This window comes from Pleurocapsa sp. CCALA 161 (assembly GCF_003003995.1).
Lineage (GTDB): Bacteria > Cyanobacteriota > Cyanobacteriia > Cyanobacteriales > Xenococcaceae > Waterburya.
On sequence record NZ_PVWF01000036.1, the window covers coordinates 17,426 to 43,749 of the forward strand.

A 26,324-nucleotide genomic window follows, 5' to 3' on the forward strand; every position below is an offset into this window, starting at 1 on the left:
TCTTTAATCAAGATCTTCTCGTTTAGAGGTGATGTTAAAATCCTCGTCGAGATATACATCATACTCTTTACCATCGTTGCATTGGACATCTTCTGCTTCAAATCCCAGACTTGGTATATAATCTATATCGTCAACATCCGTACAACCATCTTGTTGTAACACTTCCATAACTTTGGCTCTTTCTTCTGGTGTAGCATCGCGATCGTCAACTGCGTAGGCAGATTCTAGAACTAAAAACGGTGCGAAAATTAAAACCAATCCAACAGTAAATTTCGAGATATTTTTCATAACTTTGATTTTTTCAAACACAACCGAGGTCGAAGAAGAGTGAGACTTTTTAAAAAGCGGTAGACACCCTTTAACCTCATGTGTAGAAGATTACCAAAAAACTTATGAGTAACTTATGAGTAAGAAGCTCAGTAATATCTAAAATTCTTATTCCTCAGATAGAGCTTATGACCGAGCTTGAAAATTATCGCTACCTAACTCAGAAGGAGCAACTCCTAGAACGATGGCTAATTGATTGTCTTCATAGCTAATTAGGCTATTGCGATCGCCAGTAATAGTTAGATCTCCATAGCTTATATTGTCGGATATACCTATTTTATCTTCACCAAGATTGAAGTCCGAAATATAGTCAATGTTCTGAAAATTTCGTAGATCGAATAGACCCGAATTAATTACAAAGTCAGTGTTTTGAATATCTTCTTGCAGATAAAACAGATCCGCTCCTTCTCCGCCATATAGGAAGTCACCATCTTCACCACCAGTTAAAGTATCATCACCAGCATTGCCAAGAATTCGATCCTCTCCTTCACCACCAGTTAAAGTATCATTGCCAGAGTCTCCATAAAGAATGTCGTCGTCTTCACCACCAGTAATACTGTCGTTACCTTCACCGCCATAAAGAAGATCTTCATCATCACCACCATAGAGAAAATCGTTACCTAGACCTCCATAGAGAGCGTCGCTATCATCATTGCCAAAAAGACTATCATCACCTAGACCCCCGACAAAGGTATCATCTCCTTCTCCGCCATTTAAGGAGTCATTACCGTCTCCTGCAAATGCTAGAACATCGACATCTTCGTCTCCATCGATGAGTAAAGTATCGTTGTCTGCACTACCGTTATATAGATCGACAAAATAGGTTTCAAAACCAGTCTCAAGAGTAAAACCGCTACTTCCCATTTCTAATTCGCTATTATCTGTTGTATTTTCCATAATTTCTCTATTTTCTTCATCCATTATTTTTAGCTATTTTTCAATAGTTCGATAATATGTTTTCACTCTAAATAGAAGATTACAAAAAAACTTATGAGGAACTTATGAAGGCTTGGCTCCGTAATATTTAAAATTTTCATCTTTTAATCGAGATTTTATTGCCTAGAAGTGATGTTAAAATTCTTGTCTAAAAATACATCATATTCTTTGCCATTATCACATTGGACATCTTCTGCTTTAAATCCAATACCCTTAACATAATCTACATTGCCAACAACCGTGCAATCCTTTTGCTTTAATAAATCAACAAAAAGCAGATCGCGTGCTTCAATCTTTTATGTCAATAGAGGCGTTGCATATTTGCATATGCTTGCAGTTACCCTAAAGGACTTCCTGTGGGGCGCGAAGCAAGTCTCCATGTCCCCAAGTCCCCAGATATAGCGGTGCAAGATTAGGTTAGGACATATTAAAGTTATTTGCTCATAAGTAACAAGTAACAAGTAACGAGTAATGATTGTCCTAATATAAGTGCGTATCGCTATATTTGATAAATAAGCTAACTAGGCATTATCTGTAATTCTGCCGTAGAAGTTGCCTTTGATTTTGATTTCTTGTGGTTCTCCTGCACCCAAGTCGGTCGCAGAAAACTGTTCGCTTTCAAATACTCCAGCAATTTCTCCTGTATCACTATCAATTTTCGTGACGTTCAAAGACATTTTACCTTTGCTAGAAACAAATTCTTTAACGTTGGAGAATTTTGGATCGTCGGCGCGTCCTGGCAAGGCTACAGCGTGGTCGTAACCTCTAGCAAAACTACGTCCTTTAGGATCGAGGAATACTGCTCCGCGATAGGAAGGAACATGAAATTCACCTACAAAGTCAGTTGAAGTATTAATGCTATCGGCACTAGCTGTAGTAGTTCCTTGGAATTGCTTGGCTGTAAACATCAAAGCAACCTCTTCGCCACCAGGCAAAAGAATCGTAACTGGTTGAAAATCAATTCCATCAATTTCGGTAAAAGTTAGAGTACCATCATCGTTGGTGTCAATAGTTCCCCGAATATGGTCGAGACTAGAAGTATACCTAGTTAACAGCTTTCCTTCAATAAACTCGGCTTTTTGACGCTTACTAACAGGTTCTTCTTTAACAAAGAATTCCCTAGGTTCAATACACATATCTTGAATTGCATACTGTTTGCCAGCCTCAATGGGAATCGTACCACGGCTACTATCGGGTAATGTTAAACAAGAGTTAGCGAGTCCTGTGTTTACAATGTCATCGTAGCTTAAGTCTCTTTTATCCACTTCACCAGAATTGCTACAGGCAGTTAGTACTGTTAAACATAAAGCAAGGAAGTAGGCAATAATCGCATGGTTTTTCATAACTTTAATCTTTTTGAATTTAATAAAAATTGAATAGAGTGAAAGTCTTTCAAGCAATAGTCATTGCCATATAACGAGGCTTTTATAGGCACGACAAAAAATCTTGGTTAGCACTCTACAAAAAATATTACAAAAAAGCTTATGAGGAACTTATGAGGCAGAAACTCAATAATACTTTTACTTTTTATTTTTCGCGATCGAGTCAAATTTTTTTAGTTGTCCAAGAGACAGAAGCTGAGATAATGAAATTCACTAAAGAAAAAATGCGATCTGTGCTGTGCGATCGCGCCAAGATTTAAAATAAAAATGATTCACAGGCTCTATCCAAAAAAAGTTTTCGCCACAATGCTGAGTCTTTTTGCTAGTTTAGGAGTAATGTCCATAGCACTCAAACCAAAGCCCAGTCTGGGAGCAGAGCGAATTAGTTTTTATTTACCTGTGTTTGGTGAGTTTCAGCTTTCGGTAGATTCATTAGAAATTTTTGCTAAAGAGGGGAAAGTCACAAAGGAGTTTGACTTTTATGCCAAACGCTTCGATCGCGAAACTTTAGATCGATTGCGCGGACTATTGCAGCAACAGTACGAAATTAGCCCTACCATTATTTACAGGCTAACAAATACTCCCCTGGGCGAAAGATTTCTGAGGCAGTTGGGAGAAGTAGTTTATACTCATCCAGAACGTAACGGTATTTATGCCATTCGCGCTGCTATGATTTTAGCTGCATCTGACCCCAAAGGTTTGACAGCAATTAATTTAATGCGTCAATTTCCTACCGAAGAGATTCAGATCGATAGCAAGCTAATTTTTTCTTTAGTTAAGGAAGCAAATAATTACTTGGCATATAATGAGTCTACCGTCAAAGCTATAGCTCAAATAGCCGAAGAAGAAATTACCTCTCAGTCTCAGGTAGATTTCGATCGCCTACCAGATGTCCGACAACCAGGTGATTATGGGGTTGAAAGAAAAGCGATTAGTTTCGAGGTCGATCGATTACGCCAGACAGAAATAGGTTTGAGTGATTCTTTCGAGCTTGATACGGATGTCTATCTACCTCAAGGTCAGACTAAACCCGCTCCTCTAGTGGTAATAACTCATGGATTTACTTCGAGCCGTGGCGATTTCCAGTATTTGGCGGAACATTTAGCTTCTCATGGCTACATTGTCCTCGTTCCCGAACATATAGGTAGTGATGCTATTTACAAAGAAGCCTTTTTGCGGGGGGAATTAAGTACTACCGTTAGCCCAATTGAGTTTTATAGCCGACCTCAAGATATTACTACCTTACTAGATGAAGTAGAAGAATCAGAATTAAACAGCTTAATAAATTGGCAGCAAGTGGGTATTTTCGGTCACTCTTTTGGCGGTAATACGGCTTTAGTGGTTGCTGGTGCGCCGATTAATCAAGCGAGAATTAACCAAGAATGTCAAGAAAATGAACTTTCCCTCAACGCTTCGATGCTGCTTCAGTGTCGCGCCAGCTTTTTACCGCCCATTGATTTCGATCAAAGAGATTCCCGCATCAAGGCAGTAATCGCTATTAATCCTGTTACTAGCACGGCTTTAGGTCCAGAAAGCATGGGCAAGATCGAAATTCCGACAATGATGTTAGGAGGTAGCAAAGACATAGCTGCCCCTTTTGTTATCGAACAGGCTCATCCCTTCCTTTGGTTGAAGACTAAACACAAATATTTAGGAGTAATGGCTGGAGGTACTCACGGTTATGAAGACAATAAGGGTAAAAATAATAGCCCGTCGGGTTTATTTGCTAATCCCCTGCCTGAGTTACGCAGAAGCTATCTCAAAGCAATGAGCCTAGCTTTTTTTGAATCTTATTTAGGCAATTCTCAAAGCGAGCGCACTAATTACCAAGCCTATCTCAGTAATGCTTATGCCCAATATATTAGCGATCGAAAGTTACCTCTACATCTGATCGAATCTTTAACTCCAGAACAGCTAGAACTAGCTTATGGTGATACTCCGCCAATACCGCCTATTCCTGAAGCGATAAGCCTAACGGCATCGCTTCGCAACGCGATTAGCCCTGAAACAGAAGAAAATGTCTTAGCCCAAATTCGCAAAACTAAGACTTTGAAAGTAGCGATGAGAAGCGATACTGCCCCTTTTAGCTATGTAGACGATCGCGAAAACGAATGGACGGGTTACTGTGGAGATTTGGCGGATTCTTTTGGCGAATACCTGGAACAGAGATTAAATATTGCTGCGGGAATTAAAGTAATTAAATTATCTTCCAGTCTAGAAAATCGTTTTGAATTAGTTCGCGATAATACGGTTCATCTTGAATGTGGACCCAACACGATTACACCAGACAAACAAGATATCGTTTTTTCTAATCCTTTTCTAATTAGCGGTACTCGGTTTTTGGTCGCCAAGAATAATGCTGCTAAAGTCGATCGCGAATTGACAGGGATTAGAGTAGGGGTGCTTTATGGTAGTACTAATGCCGACTTTTTGCAAGAAAATTATCCTCAAGCAGAAGCAGTCTATTTTCGGGGCAAAGAAGGAAGAGTTGATGCGATAGAAGCAACTGTCGATGGAAATATTGATGCTTTTATTAGTGATGGAGTATTGTTGCAAGGAGAAATTGAACAACAAAATTTACCCTTGAAAAACTACCTTTTGACACCAGAACAGCCTTTAACCTGCAATTTCTATGGTTTAATTTTGCCTGAAGGTCAAAGCAAGTGGAAGAGTCTAGTTAATGATTTTATTGCGCAAAAAAATAGAGAAATTCAGAACCGATGGTTGAGAGATTATTCGGCTCAAACTTTATCTGATGCTGATTATTGTCTAAATAGATTAACAGAATAAATTAATGTTATTTCACTTCTCAAACAATAGTATCTACTAATTACTTATTACTTATTACCCAAACATTTTTCTATGATCGACTTTACTATCAGACATCCCCTTCATTTTTTTTCGAGAAAACAGGCTGGGAACATCATCCAAAAGTCTGCGATTAAGCCGATTTCAATTGCTAGCTTAATTTTGGCAAGTATTTTCACTCAACCTACAATAGCTCAAGAAATAGAAGTTAAAGAAGATCTCGCAGAGAATATTGTTTGTCTCTCCGCATCGGGCAATGGTTATAACTGGGCATCTACTCTAACTTGGGCAGCAGAAATAGTTAGAGATGCAGCCAACAAAGCTGATGATGATGACAGGCTTAATGTCTCCTGCGTTTCGGGATCGAGTTCTGGTAGTGCTTTTGTATCTACCTATGGTTCGCTAATTCAAAATAAACAGTTATTCGATCGCCCTGATTTTACGCCTCAAAGTATCACCAAACAAGAAGCTGAAGTTTTGGTCAATTCTTTATTGTTTATGGCTTTGGCTGCTGATTATCCTCATGACGTAGCCAGTTTTTATATCACTCTCGATGGAGACTCTCAACCCGATCCCCCTTGGTGGAAAGCACAATTTAGTTTAGAAAGGGTAATGCTCGACTTTGGTACTAGGGTAATGCTGGCACAGCATCTTACTCAATCGGATGTGAAGTTAGTCGATCGCTTAGAGCAGTTTGTTAAATACGATTCTTTAGATGAATTAAAATCCGTTGCGGGAGATTTGGAGCTTCGAGAAGATTATCGTCGCGTTACCTTTGGTATATGGGATCACTCTCAAGCTATTTTGGCACGACTATACAAAGATGCAAAATATAAAAGAAGCGATCGCCATAAGGATCGGGATGATTTTCGCGACAATCCCGAACATCCAGTGAGAAAAGCTTTAGCGCAAAAACCTGCCGATGGAGTTTTCGCCTCAACCTATGCTGAATTGGCTTTTACAGAGTCAAGCGTAGACTACAAAAAAATGCGCTCCTCAGCTCCTCCAGCCGATGTTTTAGTACCCTTTGTCTTTGCCAACGAAACAACTGCCAAAACTATTATTGAATCGCCATTTTATCAAGATCGAGTCAACCAGAACGATCCCTATGTCGGGCAGTATGTAATTTGTGTCGTGCCAGATTATTACACTTTAATTCGCCATGGAGTGAAAGAGCCAGACATGATGCCACCTGGTTTGTATCGTTTTGCACCCTTACTTGAAGGAGCAACCACAGATTTAGCAGCGGGAATTAGTGATTTCTATCAACCTCTAGCAGAAAAAAATTGGCACGAGCAACCTCAATTTAAGCTAATCCCTAGCGATCGCTTCTTGAGACAGTCGCTCATGGGGGAAACCCCCAAGACCGCGCTGTCTCGCTTCTTGTTCAAAGGAGATAAGTTACTCAATGCGCGAATGGGCGTAGCAGGAGGGTGGATCGAGAGTCATGTTAGCGGAGAAGCTACTCTTTATTTGGGTTCTGCTTATGTAGCAGACGAACCCAATTCCAATTTGTACTTTTCAACTTTTTCTCGTCAAGATGGTATGAGTCAGTTTGCTAAAGACGTAGTTAAAAAATATTTTGCGCCTGAAAATCCCGAAAAAGCGATCTCCAAAATAGAAGAACATCGAGATTATTTACCGATTCTAATGGAACGCTATCGAGAATTTTATCCTGAGAGCGAACTTACTTGGCAACCTATGTTCGTAGATTACGAAGTTCGTTTTTATGCCGAGAATAAAGACTTATTACAGGGGATTCTTGGTTTGATTGATGATGTTATTCATGTCGGTTTAAATCATGCTCCCGTCGCTATTACCAGGGAATCAAACTATCTTTTAGCTAGAACAATGAACGTAGTGCGTCAAAGTCTGGGGACTGAAAAGGAGTTGGGTTATATTTACGATCGCTCTTACAAGGATAAGTTTTATCAGCAGGGTGATGAGAAAGAGAATAATTAGTAACGAATTAGTTTTTTCCCATAAGAGATCGTTAATTTATCCATGCTGACACCTATTGAAGGATAAGTTTACTTGAACTTTTTCTCATATCCCCCTTTAACCACATTACTCGTCAATTCTTGAGTAGAGTTAAATTAGTTAGCGATCGCATATTAGAATTTATAGTAAAAACCTATATATTCCTCTGTAAAATCAAACTGGGTTCATAGTTGAGTACTTGTCTAATATATTTTCCCAAAATTATTCCCTGAAAAATCAATCGAATGAGGATACCAGAAAAGAAAGCTTTAATAGTCGATTTTGCTAAAGACGAGGATGTTCTTCAGCTTTATCCACAGCCACCTCTGTTTTCTAGCCAGCCAATTGGATGGAATGAAATTAAGCTACATTACCATTGTCATCCTCCCCATAAACTTTCGGAAAATTCTTCTCGGCAGCATCGCATTATTCTTCACGATCGCAGTCCTTCGTCTTTAATGATTGAAGAAACGATCGAGCATCGTTTACACAATAGTCAGCTTAGTAATACAAGTATTACTTTTGTACCGAACAATGTACTTAACTCTGCATATTGGGGCAAAGAATATCAATTTATCACCCTAAGTTTTGAGCCAAGTATACTGACTCGTCATACTTTCGATTTGGCAAATACAGCCAACATTGAACTCATCCCTTGCTTCAGTAAGTCTGACCCATTAATTCACAGTCTAGGGTTAGCACTCAAGTCAGAACTTCAATCTAGTGGCTTTGGTAGCCGTCTCTATATTGATTCGCTGATTTCTGCTTTAATAACCCACTTGATACGACATTATTCAAACAAAGAGCAGTGTTCTCAATCCTTATCAAATCCTTTTTCTAAACAGAAGTTGCAGCAAGTAGTTGACTATATTTATGGGCATCTCGATTGCGATTTAACTCTAGCTGAATTGGCAAAACTGGTACAAATAAGTCCGAGTTATTTTTCCATCTCATTCAAACAGAAGACTGGAATTACTCCCCATCAGTATGTGATTCAGTGTCGCATAGAGCGTGCCAAGGAATTACTTCAGCAAAACAATCTGGCGATTGCAGACATAGCTTTAAGACTTGGATTTTCTCATCAGAGTCACCTCAGCCGTCATTTTAAACGTTTAGTGGGAGTTACGCCTAAACAGTTTAGACAACTTTTATAAGTTCTAGAAGAATGTGCTGAAAATTAGGAGATTGTGCAAGACAGCATCGGTTCAAACTCATACGATTACTTTATTGAAACAAATTTTTATAAAGTAGTTCGGATATTGTAATTAATGACTTGCATACTTCATCTAGATTCTAGTCCTAGAGGCGATCGCTCTTTATCTCGCGGTTTAACCAGTGAATTTAATCGTACTTGGCAACAAACCTATCCTGAAGACAAAATTATTTATCGCGACTTGGGACACAATCCCGTTCCTTTTGTTGATGAATCGTGGATTGCAGCAGCATTTAGTCAAGCAGGACAGCTAACGCCAGAGTTAAAGTCCGCGATAGAAATTTCCGACCGATTAATTGATGAGTTTTTGGCAGCGAAAATTTGCGTATTTGGTATTCCCATGTACAACTACGGTGTACCTGCTAATTTTAAAGCCTACATCGACCAAATTGTTAGAGTCGGACGCACTTTTGCCGTAACATCTAGTGGCTATGAAGGTTTAGTTAAAGAACCGAAGAAAATCTTAGTTATAACAACTAGAGGTGGTAGCTACAAAGATAGCCCCCTTGATTTTCAAGAACCATACTTGCGGGCTGTTTTTGAACTTATTGGCATCGCAGATCTTACTTTTATTCATGCCGAGAATCTAGCGATGGGAGACGAAGCGCGTCAAAAGTCTCTTGCAGAAGCTCGTACAGCAATACAACAATTTATAGAAATCTGTTAGCAGCGATAGCGATCGCATACGGAAAACTTTAATGTCGCACCTTAATTTTTTAGACAAAGGAGGGAGTTTTACATTGCCTTAAATAATTTAACTTTCATTCTTATAACAACTATGAAACACAACACTGCCATAGATCGCAAAATTGTTTGGTTGATGGCAATTACTAGCGGGGCTACTGCTGCTAATTTATATTACAATCAGCCTCTTCTGGCAATCATTGCCAAGAGCCTTGATGCTTCAACTCAAGACACGGGATTAATTCCCACATTAGGACAAATTGGTTACGCACTAGGAAACTTTTTGATTGTCCCTCTCGGCGATCTTCTAGAGAGAAGGCGGTTGATTGTCACCATGCTAATCGGAACTTCCCTAGCTTTAGCTACCGCAGCCGTTTCACCTACAATTGCTTGGTTGACAATTGCTAGCTTAATCATTGGAATAACTACGATTGTGCCTCAAATTGCAGTTCCTTTTGCTGCTGTGCTAGCTCCTCCAGTCGTTCGAGGTAAGGTAGTCGGTACTGTAATGAGTGGACTGCTTATTGGCATTCTCTTATCTCGTGTCACTAGTGGTTTTGTAGGTGTGGAGTTGGGCTGGAGGGCAATGTATTGGATTGCCAGTGGGCTTATGTTGGTCTTGGCGATCGCCGTCTGGAAAATTCTTCCTAAGAGCCAGCCAGCCGTAAGATTGACCTACCAGCAGTTGATTCGCTCCATGTTGAAATTGGTGAGAGAACCTGTATTACAAGAAGCCTCGATTGCAGGAGCGATGGTTTTTGGAGCATTTAGCGTTTTTTGGAGTACCTTAATATTTCTCTTAGAACAGCCACCTTATGAATATGGCAGTGAGGTAGCGGGACTATTGGGTTTGATTGGAGTAGTAGGAGCAGCAGCAGCACCGCTAGCTGGCAAACTTGCCGATCGCCGAAATCCAAGACTTGCTTCAGTATTGGGCTTGATTACAACTACTGTATCTTTTTTGCTGTTTTGGTTGTTTGGATATCGCCTATGGGGACTGATTGTGGGATTAATTTTATTGAGTTTGGGAGTTCAGGTAACAACAGTGTCCAACCAAGCATTGCTTTATAAGTTACCAGAAGATAAACACAGCCGTTTGAATGCGCTGTTTATCACATTTTATTTTGTTGGCGGTGCGGTTGGATCGTTCCTCGGTGCTTATGGTTGGAGAGTCTGGCAATGGAATGGAGTTTGCGCTGTCGGATTATTACTGTCGATTATCGCTTTCTCTTCCTTTCTCACCAGATCGGAGTAGATTAATATGCTTACAAATAACTCTTTATTATGCTTGAGAAAATTATTTTTATCCTTCTCGATCGCTTTTAATTTTATTAGCCTTTTTCCCTCTGTAGCCTTTGCTTCGTATCCTTCAGTGTCAGAACTAAAAGATGTTGCTTCGACCGACTGGGCATATGAAGCACTTCAGGTTTTAATCGAGCGTTATGGTGTAATGACAGGCTACCCAGATGGCACATTCAAAGGCGATAAGCCTAACGGCATGGCTTCGCTACGCCCCCTGACTCGTTATGAATTTGCAACAGCATTAAATGAGGTACTTCAGCAACTTGAAGAATTAATAGCCGAAGAAAAAATATCAGTAGAGAGCGAAGATTTATCTACATTACAAAGGTTGAGACGGGATTTTGCTAATGAATTAGTCACTCTAGAAAGTCGTGTTGACAAATTAGAAAAACGAACTGCTTTAATTGAAGCAAATCAGTTTTCCACCACTACTAAACTAACAACTTTAGTTGTTTCAGGGGCAACAGGAGGAGGTTTTGATGGCGACAATATTGTTGGCGTGACGGGTGACGAAATTACTACCGATGACCCAAATGCTACCCTGTTTTATCGAACTACTTTGGCTTTCAATACAAGTTTTAATGGTACTGATGCTTTAGTAACTTGGCTAGAAATTGGTAGCAATGGGATTGATGATAATACAGGTGGATTCCTAGAACCTACTTTTGGCAGTGTTTTAGACTATTCGGCAAAACCACCAGTAGAAGAATTGGGCGTTTCTCGTCTTTACTATACCTTTTCTCCGTCCGAGCGACTCAATCTAACCTTTGGTTCGACTCTTGCTCTAACCGATTATATAGATACAAATAGTTATATTACCCCAAGCTTTTTAAATTTTTCCACCTTAGCATTGGCGCAAAATTACATTCTTTTTCCCATTCAAGGTTTAGGTGCGGGTGCTGCGGTTGAATGGAATCCTGTTGAAAGGATTAAAGTTAAGGCTGCTTATGTCGCTGCATCGGCAGACGAACCGAGTTCAGATAATTCTTCGTTCACTCCTGGTATTTTTCCCATCGGCTATATTCTTTATCCTGACGGTGAAAGCAAAGGTGGACTATTTGGCGATCCCTATCAAGGCGCAGTGGAAATAGAATTTACCCCCGTCAATCCTGTTATAATCCGTTTTCAATATACTGGTGGCGAGATATTGGGAAAACGGTTTGATGTAGTAGGAGCAAATTTTGAGTGGGCAATTTCCGAGCGAGTTGCTGTTTTTGGACGTTATGGCTATGGCAGCTACAACAATACAGTTTTTGGAGATATCAATCCTAACTACTGGATGGTAGGAATCTCTTTTCCCGATTTATTTGTATCTGGTGTGATAAGTGGTGTTGCTGTCGCTCAACCTTTTATTGCTGATGAAATTGGCGATGCTACTCAGACTAATATCGAAGCATTTTACAACTTCCCCATCAATGATAATATTCGCATTACGCCTTTAGTTCAAATAATTACTAACGCTGCCAACCAGAATAGTAATGGCGCAATTTTTTCTGGTACTTTGCGAACGGTTTTTTCTTTTTAGACGAGAAGATCAAGAATAGTTTTGAACTGCTGAGAAATTGTTGTACTTATAGCCAGTTTTGCGGACAGCTTGTGGGTAAAGTGACAATTAGCCATAGATCGCGCTTATTGCTGCCAATATTCACTATTCAAAAAATCACTATATCTAGCCAAGAGCGATCGCATTGTGTCGGTAGTAATGAGCTTCTCACGTACCGTCTCGATCTTCAAAGGTTGCTGAAGTTGTTCTGTTTTATTAAATAATCTTTTAAAAATTCTAGTATGATCGATCATCTGAAGACATAAGATGAACTCAGATTAAATTACGAGATTGGTACGAGATCGATCTTTACTTCTCTGCCTAAAGCTTGAGCGATCCGACTTAACATTGAAAGGGAATGACCTTCATAATCTGCATCCTCTAGACGAGAAATTACTGATTGAGTAGTACCAATCAGTTTGGCTAATTCTGTCTGACTCAATCCTGCTAAGGTGCGAGCGTCATAAATCAACTGCGCTACATGAGCATTGACTGTCGCCTCATTATGCATTTGCTGTAATTGTGGATCGTCGCCAATCATATCTTTCATGATTTCTACTGCATCCGTTGTTTTCTTCATTTGCTAATTGCTCCTTCAAAAGTATGTTGTGTGGGATTCTGTTCAAATTTTTTCTTGCGATTTAATGCTCTTGTTATTTCTTTCGGTGGAACAGCAGATTGCTTTTTGATAATTCCGTGGTCTATTACGGCAATATTTTCGCCATGAAAAAAATACAATAATCGATATTGGACATTTCGATGCTTTGCTCTTAATTCGTAAATACCGTCCTGCAAATAATCGGCTGCGGGTCGTCTAAGTTCATAACCAGACATTTGTAGTTGTTCTACTCTTGCTAAACAGTTTACAAAACCCTTGGGATCTTTTTTCCTCAACTCACGAAGCCAGTCAACAATAGGAGAGTCATTTTCTTCTTCTTGATAGAACAAGACTTTCGTTGCTGGCACTATTTACTCCTCAAATTCAATATAGCAATATTGCTATAAAATATTTTAGCTTTGACTGCTTGTTTGTACAAGATCTGCCCCTATTAGCTGTTTTGTAGTCAGCTTATGGATAAAGTGACAATCAACCATCAATCGCTTTTACTGCTGCCGATGTTTACTACTGAAAAAATTATCAATCGTCTCCTGCCAAGAGCGATCGCCTGCTGGAAGTATCATTCCATTATAGTTACAGGCTGAATCAAGATCGCAAGCAGAAACTCTTTCAGTATCGCTATCGATCGGGTTTGAACCACACCCTAAATGCGCTCGATCTTCGTTTATCATGCGATCGCTATTCTCTGAGTCAGAAGGTAGCTTAACAACTTGAATTCCATGAGGGCGATCGAGCTTTATTTCTAGATAATCTTCCAAAGTATTAATTGTTCTGGCACAGTAGCCAGTCCAATTATAATTCTCGTTTAAAGCACTAATCGGTGCTGCATCGCTTCGGAGTGCCACTTTCAAAATTCCTGTGCGTCCGATTTCAGCTAAAATTGATTCTTCTTTCGATGGTTTTGCTGATGCGATCGGTTTGGGGTTGAGAGGAATCGGGGGATTTTTACCGTAGGCTGCTGCTAGTTGTTCGGGTTGGAGAGATTGAGTCAGATAGATGTTTAAATTCTCTTGAGAGATACTTTTGGCATAGTCAGCCGTTAGATAAGGTTCATATTCCTCTAATCCTTGAAGGTGGCGGTTAAAAAAGGCTACAGACAAGCTTTTTAAGTAGTTAATCGCAATATCTCCTTGAGGATCTGTTTTGGGAGTTTCTTCTACTTGGGGAATCCCTTCTATACCCCGATCTTTCGGTTTTACAGTGGTTAAATGACCTCCTTGAGATATTAATGCTAAATATTTATCGGGAGTTTTTAGCCATAGCCAAGGATGAATCTGATTTTGTACGGGAGGGGAAACGTTATCTTTACCACCTGCAATAATCGCGGTAGGAATATCGATCTGGCTCATTCCTTCTTTGCCAAAAATGGGATTAGTCAACGGATAGACAGAGAACACTGCTTTAATACGCGGATCTTTCAGCTTGCCACTATGAGGAGCAAGATATTTTGCTTGGCATTGAAAAGTAAAACTAACGACAGGGTTTAATCCTTCTGTACTACATTCCTCTTCTAGTCTGGGAAAATTAATTTCTGCTCCTGCGATCGCCAAAGCACTATAACCCCCAAATGAATAGCCAAACACTCCTACTCGATCAAGGTCTAGCCGATTTGTCCAGGCGCGATTATTGGCTACTAAGTCTTCAAACTTATCTAATAAATGAGTAACATCCAGGGGACGACTAACAAATTCACTGGGAGTAATCCAACTGGTTAATTCTGTATTGGGATACTCTAAACGCTTTGCTAAGTTTGTTCCACGATGTTCGATGGATGCCACAACATAACCGTAAGACGCTAACTGTTGGGCAATATAACCATAAGTATCAGGAGTTGCCCCAAAACCCTGCGTGATAAAGATTAGGGGGGCAGGTTTAGATATCCCTTGGGGTTCGTAAAGCTCAAAATTAAGATTGTAGGGAACTGATACAATATCTTTGGTGCGCGGGCGATCTATCTTAAAAGACATGGCTTTCTTTTGAACTTCAAAAGTACCAGGTTGACTTAAATCTGGTAGGCGATCGCTTTCTTGATGAGCGTTCCCTTGCGCCGTAAAACGACGCGGGGTCTCATCGCTATTCACTTGAGACGTTGATGCTTCGATATTCGACTGGCGTATAACTTCTGCCACTGCTGCTTTTTTGTATTTGGTCATACTTCTTAAATTTAAACCTAATTCTAATAACGAGTCTGAGTCTAAATAGATATTTTGACTGGGGAAACGACGTAAAACATTGATGATAGTTAAACCTTCTTTCTTATCGGCTGCTGCTAGAATTGTTGCCGATCGCATTGCCAAAATACCGTTAATTCCTGGCTGGGGTTGAACTATCTTGCCTATTTGATGCAATATTCCTTCTGCTATAGTCAGGCGACTATAGCGGGAAATAAAATCGGGACTAATATTATCGAAGCGTTGCTGTAGCAATTCTCTAAGTTTAGCTCGTGCAGGCTCATCAAGGCGATTGACAATTAGACCCAGATCCGACTCTATTTTTCCTTTATCGGCAAAAGTTTCAATTGAATCAACGGCGATCGAGATTTGTAGAGGACCTATAAAAGTAGTAATTTTCTCCGCAGCTAAACTCGGTTTGACTTTTAACCAAAATGGCAAAATACTCAGCCACAAAAATAAACGGCAAAAGTGGACAAAGAATGGAAATTTCTTGGAAGGCATCCGATCGTAGTACATTAATTGGTTAGTACAAGTTTATTAAGTTGTTCGTCCCCATTCGGAGATAAAGACAAGTGATGAGTAATAAGTGACCTAATCTAAGTGCGTATTGCTATACCCTGGTTCATCTTGCTAGCAATAGCTAATTGAAAGAGAGTTATTATAGCTATTTATCGTCTCTGTGAGTTCTGTCTAAAGTAGTGGGCTAGCTGAGTCTTCGACTTGATCTAGCAACCGCATCGTGCGATCGCTTTAAATACTTTATTTAATTTTTTCATAAGTACAATTATCAACAGAAATAGCGTTCAATATAGAAGAATATATTTCCTCATAAGTTCCTCATACCATTTCTGTAATTTAAGAACCTATCAAAATTTAGTTTTCAATTAAAAAGCACTCTTATAATAACGAGCTTCTCATTCTAGGAGAAACAGATAAGTAACTTCAAATCTGTTGTAAAAAATGAAGCTAATAAAATACTTATGAAATACAACTTATGTCAGACATTACTTCTCATCGTAAATCTAATACTTTTTATGTAGTTTTAATTGCTGCTGCTGCTGCTCTAGGTGGTTTTTTATTCGGTTTTGATACCGCAGTAATTAATGGTGCGGTTGCAGCTCTAACTACAAGTTTTAACGCCAACAGTGTATTCGTCGGTCTTGCCGTATCTCTAGCCTTGTTGGGGTCGGCACTGGGAGCTTTCTATGCAGGGAAAATTGCCGATCGCTATGGTCGTGTCAAAGCAATGATAGCTTCCTCTGTATTATTTACCATTAGTGCAATCGGTTCTGGTGCAGCAGTAGGTATCTGGGACTTTACCTTTTGGCGGATGTTGGGAGGAATTTCCGTCGGTGCAGCTAGTGTCATTGCCCCAGCCTATATCGCCGAATGTTCCCCCTCTCACTTACGTGGCAGATTAGGTTCGCTTCAGCAGCTAGCAATTGTAATTGGTATTTTTATTGCCTTACTCTGCGACTATTTTATTGCCGTATCGGCAGGTTCGGCTGAGTTACCTTTTTTATTCGGTATAGCAGCTTGGCGGTGGATGTTTTGGACGGAAATTCCGCCAGCAGTTTTCTATGGAATATCGGCTCTGATGATTCCCGAATCACCGCGATATTTAGTTGCTAAAGGAAAAGAGCTTGAGGCAACCAAAGTTCTCTCTAAAATCTTAAAAGGTAACGTTCGAGAAAAAATAGCCGAAATTCGCCAGACAGTTTCACGAGAGCGTCAACCTAAGTTTTCCGATCTTTTGGCTAGAAGTGGCGGACTTTTGCCCATCGTTTGGATCGGAATTGGCTTATCGGTATTCCAGCAATTTGTTGGGATTAACGTCATCTTTTACTACAGCAGCATTTTGTGGCGTGCCGTTGGCTTTTCCGAACAAGATTCTCTAACAATCACGGTAATTACAGGAGCGGTAAATATTGTTACGACCTTGATTGCGATCGCCTTTGTAGATAAATTTGGTCGCAAACCCTTACTCGTTCTCGGCTCGATCGGCATGACCGCTACTTTGGGAACGATGTCGGTAATTTTTAGCAATGCTCCTGTAAATGCTGCTGGGAGTCCCACCTTGAGCGGAACGCCAGGGATTGTCGCCCTTGTGGCAGCCAATCTCTTTGTATTTTGCTATGGATTTTCTTGGGGTCCAGTAGTTTGGGTACTGTTAGGCGAAATGTTTAATAACAAAATTCGTGGGGCTGCTCTTTCTGTTGCTGCGTCGATGCAGTGGGTAGCAAACTTCGCTATTTCTACTACCTTTCCGCCAATACTGCAATATTTTGGACTGGGTACAGCCTACGGTATTTACACAGTTGCAGCAGCAATTTCTTTATTTTTCGTTCTCTTCTTTGTTAAGGAAACCAAGGGAATGGAATTAGAACAAATGTAATTAGGAGTACTTTTACGTCAAGACAAGAGTTTGCTTTGCAAACCTGGATGCTTTGCGTTCGCAGATGACGATCTGCTTTTGTCCTTTAATCGCTACTTATACCATTTCTCTATGAAGTTGCACTAAATAAAGCTGAGATGATATAGTCCCATCCACAAATTGAAGCAATTGCTTCAGACGAAATTGAATTAAGAACCTGCTTCAATTTGGCTCTTAATTGGTCTAAACTCGGGCAATATTCCCAGGATAATTGGCTTCTAACTGAGCATTTAATCTACCAAATACCAACGCGGCAGTATCATCAAAAGGCAAAGATACAAAAAGATTCAGAAATTGCTGCTGTTTTCGGTAAGTGCGGTCGGGATTAAGACTTTTAAACGCACCATAAGCAAGCTCTGACTTGACAATTGAACAGGCAAAAACTTGAGGAAGCTGGTAATTATAATTTGTATGAACCCAGTATCGATCTTTCAGGCCCATTGACTGAAGATGAAAGTAAATTATATCGCTTCATTGCTGCCTATCAAGGTGGAGGGGATTTTAAAGACACAAATACGTTTGAGGAAGATCGCATTATATCCATTGCACCCTCATTTACATTTAGATTTAGCGATCGCACTAACCTAAATCTTTACTATGACCTATGGGCTTTATCTTCAAGATCAAATCGCCTTTACCGATAATCTGAAAATGCTCATTGGTGGTCGCTATGATTGGTTATCTAATGAAACTGGATCGCTTGATGATGATAGGTCATCTCAAGATGACGCAGCTTTTAGCCCCCGAATTGGCTTGGTCTATCAGCCTAGTAAAAATGTTTCACTCTACACCAGCTACAGTCAATCCTTGCGTCCGTCGATAGTTAGGAACAGTTTGTATTCCGATTGAACCAAAACGCATCGTCGCATTAGATTCTATGCTTCTCGCAGATCCTTTACTTGCTCTTGGTATTCGACCCATTGGAATGGCTGTTCATCACCTTGAGGAAAAAGAAGATTTAGCTGGTTTAACTTCAGATAAAGCTGAGGGAATTACAAGGGTTGGAGATGTATATTCTCCTTCATTAGAAGGGATTCTCAAGCTCAAGCCAGATTTAATTATAGGAATGTTTTTTCATGAACAAATTTACAAACAACTATCAGCGATCGCGCCGACAGTTTTAGTAGAAGAGCAAAAATATGACTGGATTAAGAAAAACTTGCGGTATCTTGCTCGAGTTCTTAATAAAGAAGCAGAAGCGGAGAGAGTGCTTTCACACTATCAAGCTCGGATTGCAAAATTGCAAGACAAATTGAATCGTCAGCCACAAGAAATAAAAGTTACCGTACTCGAACACCATAATGGTAGTTTCTTCATTCCTGGCTCTGCGGATGCTCCTCACGAAGTTTTTTCTGACATAAGCTTAATCCATAACATTTCACATACTGATACTGAGGAGCGGCAAATTAGTATCGAAATTTTAGATCAATATGATGCTGATATTTTATTTATTATGGATTATGATGGAAAACCAAAATCTTTACTTAAAAACCCGTTGATAGCTTCGCTAAATGTCGTCAAAAATAACCGAGTGTACTTCGTCGAAACATCTCTATGGCATACTGGTGGAATTTTGGGACTAAATAGGCTATTGGATAATATTATAGCTAAACGATATTTTGAATATCTCTCAAAAGATAAATAAAATCTTCTTTTGAAATGAAAGATTTAACATTGCTTATAAAATTCTCTTGGCAGTTGAGGAAGGGCGATCGCATCGAGAAAATTCAAAGTATTAAACTAAATCAGAACTTAACTATAAATATTCTCATTAAACAGGTAAAATACGAAAGCAGAAGGAGGAGATAAACATTGCTTTTAGAACTAACGTTTGATGGCTGACAACTAACAATATGACAAAACAATGGCTAATTATTCGCCCTAAAGTATTACCAATATCATTTCATCTCGATCGCCGAGTGCCAGTAATTTTATTAATTCTCACTCTGGTGACAATAGTGGCAATGATAATTAGCATTGGCTATGGAGAATATCCTATTTCACCAATAGATGTAGTCAAGACTCTATTGGGTTTGCCCACAGCTAACGATGATTATACCTTTATTATTAATACCCTGCGTTTACCGCGAACTATTGCCGCTTTTTTGGTCGGGGCAGGACTAGCGATCGCCGGTACGATTACCCAAGGCATCACTCGTAATCCTTTAGCGGCTCCCAGTATTGTTGGAGTGAATGCAGGGGCAACTTTAGCTGCGGTTACTTTACTAATTTTACTGCCCAATACTCCCATATCTCTACTTCCCTTTGCTGCTTTTGTCGGTGCGTTAATAGTGTCATTGTTAATCTACCTGTTGGCTTGGCAGGGGGGTAGTTCGCCAGTCAGACTTATTTTAGTCGGCATTGGTTTTAGTTTGATTGCTGATGCTTTGACCGATATTATGACGACCTTTGGGGAGATTAATACCGTATCTCAGGCTTTAGTTTGGTTGGCAGGTAGTGTTTATGGACGTAGTTGGTCGCAGGTATTGGCTTTGATTCCCTGGATTGTTATTTTTGGCTTAATGGCATTACTACTGACTAGAGAATTAAATACTTTAAACTTGGGAGACGAAGTAGCTCGCAGTTTGGGGAGTCGAATTGAATGGCAGCGAGGTTTACTACTGTTAACCAGTGTAGCTTTAGCAGGAGCTTCGATCGCCACAGCAGGTGCAGTAGGTTTTGTAGATTTAATGTCGCCTCACTTAGGCAGAAAGTTAGTTGGGGCTTCTCATGAAGGACTGTTGCCAGTAGCAGCCATGCTTGGAGGAATGTTGGTAGTAGTTGCCGATCTATTAGGCAGAGTATTATTTGCGCCAAATGAACTGCCCTGTGGCATCATCACCGCAGCCATTGGTGCGCCATATTTTGTCTATCTATTAATTAACCAGCAAAAATAATGAATATTAGCTCTAAGCTCTAAGCTCTAAGCTCTAAGCAAATAATACTGAATTATATTTTAAAAACCTATGTATCGCGATCGCAATAATTCTCAGTCTCCCCAGATCCCAGTACCACAAGGGCACATTGTCCCCTTGTGGGATAATATCTCCCCATCCCCCAGTCTCTCCAATCATCGCCTAGAAGCCGAACAGCTTACCCTAGCATACGACAATGCGACAATTATACGGAATTTGAATTTAGGAATTCCCGCCGGCAAGACGACTGTGCTGATAGGTGCTAACGGTTGTGGTAAGTCTACCCTGCTGCGAGGGTTAGCAAAACTATTAAAGCCCAAGTCAGGCATTGTTTACTTAGACGGCAAAAATATTTCTCAACTCAAAGCCAAAACCGTGGCCAAGAAAATGGGAATGCTGCCCCAAAGTCCCGTCGCTCCAGAAGGACTAACTGTGCGGGATTTAGTAGCTATGGGTCGTTATCCCTATCAAAGCTGTTTACAGCAGTGGTCAACGGGCGATGAAAAAAAGGTAGCAGAAGCCTTAGACATCGCTACCATGACTGAACTAGCAGATCGCCCATTGGATAGTCTTTCAGGAGGACAAAAGCAACGAGCTTGGATTGCGATGATACTGGCGCAGGATACGGATATTTTATTGTTAGATGAACCAACGACGTTTCTTGATTTATCTCATCAAGTAGAATTGTTGGATTTATTGGATGAACTCCAAGCAAGTCAAGGAAAAACCATTGTGATGATTCTGCATGACCTTAATCTCTCCTGTCGCTATGCCGATTATTTAGTAGCAGTACAGCAGGGTAAAGTCTACGCTACAGGGACTCCCCAACAGGTAATGACTGAAGAGATGGTACGAGATGTATTTGACCTAGAATGCCGTATTGTTCTCGATCCTTTAGCTGATACTCCGATGTGTATTCCGATGGGGCGTAAGGCGCGGAGGTGATTAGGGGACTGGGAGATTGGGAGATAGTAGTATAGCAGTCCTATTTGATTCGTGAAACTACATTGATCGGTTTTTAGGTAGTAGGTAGTAGGTAGTAGGTAGTAGGTAGTAGGTAGTAGGTAGTAGGTAGTAGGTAGTCCTAAAGGACAAAGGCACTTTGCCGCATGTAGCTTCGCAAATAGGTAGTAGGTAGTAGGTAGTAAGTAGTAGGTAGTAGGTAGTAGGTAGTAGGTAATAGGTAGTAGGTAATAGGTAGTAGGTAGTAGGTAGTAGGTAGTAGGTAGTAGGTAGTAGGTAATAGGTAGTAGGTAGTAGGTAGTCCTAAAGGACAAAGGCACTTTGCCGCATGTAGCTTCGCAAATAGGTAGTAGAAATTTCTCATCTCATTTGGGATTGCTATATAACAAGAGTTATCAATAGGATAGTTTTAGTATGAATGATGGTGAGAGTTGGTGGATTTTTGCGGTGTTGTCGGCGTTCTTTGCTGCCCTGACTACCATCTTTGCCAAGGTTGGCGTGGAGGGAGTTAATTCTAATTTAGCGACGGCAATACGGACGGTGGTAATTTTAGCGATCGCCTGGGGATTAGTCTATGCTGAAGGTACGTTTCAGGGATTATTTGAATTAAATCGTAAAACACTGCTGTTTTTAGTATTATCGGGAATGGCAACAGGGCTATCTTGGCTGTGCTATTTCAGAGCCTTGCAAATTGGTCCTGCTTCATTGGTTGCGCCAATTGATAAGTCGAGCTTGGTATTGATTTCGGTGCTTTCGGTGCTGTTTTTAGGAGAGCCATTGACGATTAAAATGATTACGGGTACAGGGTTGATTTTGCTAGGAACGCTAGTGTTGATACGATAGTTGGTTGAGGGGGTTGATTTTAGAGCGGCAATTGCCTTTATTCTTGAGATCCCCTATTGTCCAGCCGATTTAGTTGAGGTAATTGATAGCCAACTGTACCAATTAAAACCATGGCGATCGCACAAGATACATATAGTAATGCCATCCCCGCACCTGCACCGTTACCAAACATAGGTGCAAACAGAGAACTCAGGATAGTTTCTGACTGCATGGCTGGTTCTAAAATGCGATCGCTCAATGGTTCTGCGATTAAAGTAGCGATCGCACTTGCTAATTCCAAAACCAAAGAAAACGAAGTAGCAAGTAACAAGTAACAAGTAACAAGTAAAATTCACCATCATCATTAATACAAAGTAACCATAGGGAAACTAATTAAAATGACTATAATCTTGAAGGAAGCCAAGCGAATACTCAACGTCTTACTAATTTAATTCTACTTATAGCGATCGCTTATACCGCAAGTTGTTTGACAGGATTAAAGATTAGAAATACTGGTTATCAAGAGCGGGCGTAAATCAGATTTTAAATCTGATTTTAACGCAGCTCGCGCATTCCGCGTATATTAATCGTCTAAAAATAGAAGGAAAAAATAGGCCAAGACATATGCGAAGCGGGACGCGATATGCGGAGCGGTGACGGGAGCGAAGCGAGCTAATCCTTTAGGAATCCTTTAGGACGTAAGGAGCTAATCCTTATGCGAAGCGGCTTGCACTCTTGTCCTTAAGCCAATGAGGATATCGCATTGAGTGTATCTATATCCTTAGAATACCTGAGTTTTTCCCCTGGTATTGATCGATTACGTGTTGCAAGATAAAAGTCCAGTGTCAATAGGTTTTAGGATGAGATTTGACTTTCCCAAGAAAAAAACATCTAATTGGCAACCAGAAAATCCAGAATTTTGGCAAACACGAGGAGCGAAAATAGCAAATCGAAATCTTTGGTCTTCAATTCCCTGTTTGTCCTGCGCCTTTGCTATTTGGCTTTATTGGAGTGTTATCACAGTTGAAATGAAGAACTTAGGTTTTCCATTTGATGACAATCAATTGTTTACCTTAAGTGCAGTGGCAGGACTGACTGGAGCAACTTTACGCATCCCCAATTCATTCTTAATCGCCATTTCTGGAGGAAGAAATGTAATCTCTTTAACTACAGCTTTACTAATTATACCTTCATTGGGAACAGGAATTGCCTTACAAAATCCCGATACGACCTATAGCGTTTTTGTGGTTTTAGCCTATTTATCTGGTATTGGAGGGGGAAATTTTGCCTCATCTATGTCTAACATCAGTTTCTTTTTCCCTAAGAAAAATCAAGGTATAGCTTTGGGTTTAAACGCTGGCTTGGGAAATGTGGGTGTTAGTGTAATGCAGGTTTTGTTACCCTTCATCATAACTTTTTCATTTGGCTCTTTTAGTGGTCAGGGAATGCCTTTACCCGCAAATGTGGGAGATAAAGCTGCTGGAACTTTAATTTGGCTACAAAATTGCGGACTAGTTTGGCTACCAATTTTAGTTATTTTGGTAATTAATGCTTGGGTTAATATGAATAATTTGCCCACTGCAAGTCCTGATGTGGGTTCAACCTCAAAAGATACTCTAACAGCTTTTTTTAAGTCTTTAGTCCTGATTTGCTGCGCTTTTTCAACTTCTGCAATTGGTTTATATCTGCTGATTAAATTAGAGATTAATATGTGGATTGTTTTACCCGTAACTATTGCTTTAACTGTCGTAATTATGGACATAATGCAAGCACCATTTAATATTTCTCTTACTCCCCAATATCAAATTTTCAAGAATAAACACAACTGGATTATGACCTGGTTATATACCATGACTTTTGGTTCATTTATTGGTTATTCGGCTGCTTTTCCTTTGTTAGTTAAAATTATCTTTGGTGAATTACCTGATGGCTCGGTAAATCCCAATGCCATTAATCCTTTTGCTTACGCCTGGTTAGGCCCTTTAGTGGGTTCTTTAATTCGTCCAGTGGGTGGTTGGTTATCAGATAAACTTGGTGGTGCTAATGTGACTCATTGGGTCACTATTGTGATGATTGGTTCGGTTTTAGGAGTTGCTTATTATGTTAAACAAGCTACTGTTTCTCTAACTCCTGAAATCTATTTCATTCCCTTTCTGATTCTGTTCCTAATTCTTTTCATTACCAGTGGGATTGGTAATGGTTCGACTTTTCAGATGATTCCTATTATTTTTGAACCAGATCGAGCAGGACCAGTTTTGGGTTGGACTTCAGCCGTTGCTGGTTATGGTGCTTTTATTATTCCTCAAACTTTTGGCGATCGCCTTAAAGCTGGTCATCCTGAATATGCACTCTATGGCTTTGCCCTATATTACTTTAGTTGTTTAATCATTAATTGGTGGTTTTATGCCAGGAAAAATGCAGAGACTCCTTGTTAATTTAGATCGATTACATCAATTAGAAGAAGTTTAGTTATGAAAAATTTAATTAAAAATAAATCTTCAGACAATTTAAAATTAATTCTTAATAAAATCTGCCAATTGACCAACTTTCCTTATGGTGAAATTTGGTTTCCTAATGACGAAAACAACTTTATAGAACTGAGTTCTAATTACTATATTGCAAACGATATTCATCAATATGACCTAGAGCTTTTCTATGAATGTAGCCAAGAATTTATTATGTCAAAAGGTGAAGGATTGCCTGGACGAGTTTTCTTAAATCAGAAACCAGAATGGATGCTAGATGTCTCCTCGGCTGAATCTGAAGATTCTTTTCTAAGAAATACAATTGCTGGAGTTTGTGGAGTTAAAACAGGCTTTGCTGTTCCTGTAAAGATAGAAAAAGAAGTTTTGATGATTATGGTTTTTTTCACCTGCGAGCTACGCTCTTATTCTGCTGAATGTTTGGCATTAGCAGATTTAGTAATAAAACATTCAACTTCAAAAGTCTACTTTGATAATAATTAAAGTTTTTGCTCAGAAAAGATAATTCAAAGCACCTTCTTTCGTCAAAAACTGGCATCAAAGTATTGTGTATCTTTCTTTAAAATGAAACCTCAAAACATTAATTTACAAGAAGTAACTGATTATTTAACCCTTTTTGCTAGGGAACAGAATCTTTCGGCTGAGGATTTGAAGCAACGTCTAGAGAGGATTTACGTTGAATGTGAGCAAACAGGTATATATTGGCAGACTACTACAGAACTAAACTATGGTGCTAAAGTCGCATGGCGTAATAGTGTTAATTGTATAGGGCGGATAAGTTGGCAAAGTTTAACTGTGCGCGATCTACGACATCTAACTACTGCTGTAGATATTTTTGCTGCCCTGGTCGAACATATTGAAGTGGCTACTAATCGGGGTAAGATTCGTCCAACAATCAGCATTTTTGCCCCTCAAACAGCAGAAGAGGGAATTCGCATCTGGAATTCTCAGTTAATTCGTTATGCTGGATATCGCCAGCCTGATGGTAGAGTAATTGGAGATCCAGACCGAGTAGAACTTACTAAAATCTGTCAAAGTATGGGCTGGAAAGGCGCAGGTACGTCCTTTGACATTTTACCTGTGATTATTAAAATGCCTAATCAACCTCCCGAAATGTTCGATCTTCCCAAAGAAATAATAATGGAAGTACCCATAACTCATCCCAATTATCCTTGGTTGGCAGATTTGGGGTTAAAGTGGCACGCACTACCCGTAGCTTCTGACTGGCGACTGGAAATTGGGGGGATTTCTTATCCTGCCGCCCCTTTCAATGGTTGGTATATGAGTGCAGAAATTGGCGCTCGCAACTTTGGTGATGCTCATCGTTACAACATGCTTCCGATTGTGGCAAAAAAAATGGGCTTAAATACTAGTTCTAAACTTTCTCTTTGGAAAGATCGTGCCTTGGTAGAGCTGAATGTAGCCGTCTTACATTCTTTTGCCGAATGTGGTGTAAAAATTGTAGACCACCATACAGCTTCAAAACAGTTCATGCAGCATTGGAAACAAGAAGCAGCAGCTAATCGGATGGTTCCAGCAGATTGGGGGATGACCATACCTCCTATTTCTCCTTCTACGACTGAAGTGTTTCATCAACCAATGGAAAATGTCTGTTTAAAACCGAATTTATTTTTTCAGTCTGCTGCTTGGCACAGGGAAAACGACGTTGTTCAAACGAGGGTTACAGTTGGAGGAAAAATCACTTGTTAAATAGTACATATGTTTTAAATTCCCTACGA

Annotated in this window: 25 protein-coding genes; 16 read left to right on the forward strand and 9 right to left on the reverse strand. The window is 39.9% G+C overall.

Going from position 1 to position 26,324, the window contains the following annotated elements:
• Positions 1–3 precede the first annotated feature (3 nt).
• The 3 genes from C7B62_RS10765 to C7B62_RS10775 all read right to left on the reverse strand — a co-directional run bounded on the left by C7B62_RS10765 (position 4) and on the right by C7B62_RS10775 (position 2,606).
• Entirely contained in the window at positions 4–288 is a 285-nt protein-coding gene (locus C7B62_RS10765; RefSeq protein ID WP_106235726.1) for a hypothetical protein, read from the reverse strand.
• 165 nt (positions 289–453) lie between these two features.
• A complete protein-coding gene (locus tag C7B62_RS10770) occupies positions 454–1,248 on the reverse strand; it encodes a calcium-binding protein (RefSeq protein ID WP_106235729.1) in 795 nt (264 codons plus the stop codon).
• Positions 1,249–1,784: 536 nt separating this feature from the next.
• Entirely contained in the window at positions 1,785–2,606 is an 822-nt protein-coding gene (locus C7B62_RS10775) for a photosystem II manganese-stabilizing polypeptide (RefSeq protein WP_106235731.1), read from the reverse strand.
• Between the two features lie 152 nt (positions 2,607–2,758).
• Between C7B62_RS10775 and C7B62_RS25680 the strand changes: the two genes are divergently transcribed.
• The 7 genes from C7B62_RS25680 to C7B62_RS10805 all read left to right on the forward strand — a co-directional run bounded on the left by C7B62_RS25680 (position 2,759) and on the right by C7B62_RS10805 (position 12,157).
• Positions 2,759–2,905: a hypothetical protein gene (locus tag C7B62_RS25680; RefSeq protein WP_158260665.1), complete on the forward strand. Its 147-nt coding sequence runs from the start codon at positions 2,759–2,761 to the stop codon at positions 2,903–2,905.
• A 46-nt stretch (positions 2,906–2,951) separates the two neighbouring features.
• The gene (locus C7B62_RS10780; protein ID WP_233219910.1) at positions 2,952–5,435 is read left to right on the forward strand and encodes an alpha/beta fold hydrolase; all 2,484 of its coding nucleotides are present in this window, start codon (positions 2,952–2,954) and stop codon (positions 5,433–5,435) included.
• 72 nt (positions 5,436–5,507) lie between these two features.
• Positions 5,508–7,415: a hypothetical protein gene (locus C7B62_RS25685; RefSeq protein ID WP_158260666.1), complete on the forward strand. Its 1,908-nt coding sequence runs from the start codon at positions 5,508–5,510 to the stop codon at positions 7,413–7,415.
• Between the two features lie 263 nt (positions 7,416–7,678).
• Entirely contained in the window at positions 7,679–8,587 is a 909-nt protein-coding gene (locus tag C7B62_RS10790) for a helix-turn-helix transcriptional regulator (RefSeq protein ID WP_106235735.1), read from the forward strand.
• A gap of 114 nt (positions 8,588–8,701) precedes the next feature.
• A complete protein-coding gene (locus C7B62_RS10795; protein ID WP_106235739.1) occupies positions 8,702–9,313 on the forward strand; it encodes an FMN-dependent NADH-azoreductase in 612 nt (203 codons plus the stop codon).
• 111 nt (positions 9,314–9,424) lie between these two features.
• The gene (locus tag C7B62_RS10800) at positions 9,425–10,585 is read left to right on the forward strand and encodes an MFS transporter (protein ID WP_199194144.1); all 1,161 of its coding nucleotides are present in this window, start codon (positions 9,425–9,427) and stop codon (positions 10,583–10,585) included.
• A gap of 6 nt (positions 10,586–10,591) precedes the next feature.
• Positions 10,592–12,157, forward strand: a complete 1,566-nt coding sequence (locus tag C7B62_RS10805; protein WP_106235741.1) for an iron uptake porin — start codon at positions 10,592–10,594, stop codon at positions 12,155–12,157.
• Between the two features lie 104 nt (positions 12,158–12,261).
• Here C7B62_RS10805 and C7B62_RS25690 read toward each other — a convergent pair whose 3' ends face one another.
• From C7B62_RS25690 to C7B62_RS10820, 4 genes are all read right to left on the reverse strand, one after another.
• Positions 12,262–12,429 carry a hypothetical protein gene (locus C7B62_RS25690; protein ID WP_158260667.1) on the reverse strand — a complete coding sequence of 56 codons (168 nt, stop codon included), beginning with the start codon at positions 12,427–12,429 and terminating at the stop codon, positions 12,262–12,264.
• Between the two features lie 29 nt (positions 12,430–12,458).
• Positions 12,459–12,755 (reverse strand): helix-turn-helix transcriptional regulator, encoded by a 297-nt coding sequence (locus tag C7B62_RS10810; protein WP_106235744.1) that lies wholly within the window; start codon positions 12,753–12,755, stop codon positions 12,459–12,461.
• The gene (locus tag C7B62_RS10815) at positions 12,752–13,141 is read right to left on the reverse strand and encodes a type II toxin-antitoxin system RelE/ParE family toxin (RefSeq protein ID WP_106235746.1); all 390 of its coding nucleotides are present in this window, start codon (positions 13,139–13,141) and stop codon (positions 12,752–12,754) included. Before C7B62_RS10815 ends, C7B62_RS10810 begins: the two co-directional genes overlap by 4 nt.
• A 138-nt stretch (positions 13,142–13,279) precedes the next feature.
• Positions 13,280–15,469, reverse strand: a complete 2,190-nt coding sequence (locus C7B62_RS10820) for an alpha/beta hydrolase (RefSeq protein WP_158260668.1) — start codon at positions 15,467–15,469, stop codon at positions 13,280–13,282.
• A gap of 493 nt (positions 15,470–15,962) precedes the next feature.
• On the opposite strand from C7B62_RS10820, the gene C7B62_RS10825 reads away from it, so the two are divergent.
• Positions 15,963–17,363 carry a sugar porter family MFS transporter gene (locus C7B62_RS10825; RefSeq protein WP_106235752.1) on the forward strand — a complete coding sequence of 467 codons (1,401 nt, stop codon included), beginning with the start codon at positions 15,963–15,965 and terminating at the stop codon, positions 17,361–17,363.
• Positions 17,364–17,585: 222 nt separating this feature from the next.
• On the opposite strand, the gene C7B62_RS10835 is transcribed toward C7B62_RS10825, so the two are convergent.
• Positions 17,586–17,843 carry a type II toxin-antitoxin system VapC family toxin gene (locus C7B62_RS10835; RefSeq protein ID WP_199194145.1) on the reverse strand — a complete coding sequence of 86 codons (258 nt, stop codon included), beginning with the start codon at positions 17,841–17,843 and terminating at the stop codon, positions 17,586–17,588.
• Between the two features lie 156 nt (positions 17,844–17,999).
• Here C7B62_RS10835 and C7B62_RS26130 point away from each other — a divergent pair, with 156 nt between their 5' ends.
• The 5 genes from C7B62_RS26130 (at position 18,000) to C7B62_RS10865 (ending at position 22,123) form a co-directional block, all read left to right on the forward strand.
• Complete coding sequence (locus C7B62_RS26130) at positions 18,000–18,251, forward strand: TonB-dependent receptor domain-containing protein (RefSeq protein WP_199194146.1); 252 nt, start codon at positions 18,000–18,002, stop codon at positions 18,249–18,251.
• 28 nt (positions 18,252–18,279) lie between these two features.
• Positions 18,280–19,047, forward strand: a complete 768-nt coding sequence (locus tag C7B62_RS10845; protein WP_106235754.1) for an iron-siderophore ABC transporter substrate-binding protein — start codon at positions 18,280–18,282, stop codon at positions 19,045–19,047.
• A 208-nt stretch (positions 19,048–19,255) separates the two neighbouring features.
• A complete protein-coding gene (locus tag C7B62_RS10850; protein WP_106235756.1) occupies positions 19,256–20,299 on the forward strand; it encodes an iron ABC transporter permease in 1,044 nt (347 codons plus the stop codon).
• Between the two features lie 69 nt (positions 20,300–20,368).
• Complete coding sequence (locus C7B62_RS10855) at positions 20,369–21,262, forward strand: ABC transporter ATP-binding protein (RefSeq protein ID WP_106235758.1); 894 nt, start codon at positions 20,369–20,371, stop codon at positions 21,260–21,262.
• Between the two features lie 432 nt (positions 21,263–21,694).
• On the forward strand, positions 21,695–22,123 hold the full coding sequence (locus tag C7B62_RS10865; protein ID WP_106235761.1) for an EamA family transporter: 429 nt from the start codon (positions 21,695–21,697) through the stop codon (positions 22,121–22,123).
• 37 nt (positions 22,124–22,160) lie between these two features.
• Here C7B62_RS10865 and C7B62_RS10870 read toward each other — a convergent pair whose 3' ends face one another.
• Complete coding sequence (locus tag C7B62_RS10870; protein WP_233219911.1) at positions 22,161–22,403, reverse strand: hypothetical protein; 243 nt, start codon at positions 22,401–22,403, stop codon at positions 22,161–22,163.
• 559 nt (positions 22,404–22,962) lie between these two features.
• Between C7B62_RS10870 and C7B62_RS10880 the strand changes: the two genes are divergently transcribed.
• The 3 genes from C7B62_RS10880 (at position 22,963) to C7B62_RS10890 (ending at position 26,295) form a co-directional block, all read left to right on the forward strand.
• Positions 22,963–24,537 carry an MFS transporter gene (locus tag C7B62_RS10880; protein ID WP_106235763.1) on the forward strand — a complete coding sequence of 525 codons (1,575 nt, stop codon included), beginning with the start codon at positions 22,963–22,965 and terminating at the stop codon, positions 24,535–24,537.
• A gap of 36 nt (positions 24,538–24,573) precedes the next feature.
• Complete coding sequence (locus C7B62_RS10885; RefSeq protein ID WP_106235765.1) at positions 24,574–25,068, forward strand: GAF domain-containing protein; 495 nt, start codon at positions 24,574–24,576, stop codon at positions 25,066–25,068.
• Positions 25,069–25,149: 81 nt separating this feature from the next.
• Positions 25,150–26,295 carry a nitric oxide synthase oxygenase gene (locus C7B62_RS10890; protein ID WP_106235767.1) on the forward strand — a complete coding sequence of 382 codons (1,146 nt, stop codon included), beginning with the start codon at positions 25,150–25,152 and terminating at the stop codon, positions 26,293–26,295.
• Positions 26,296–26,324: the final 29 nt, after the last annotated feature.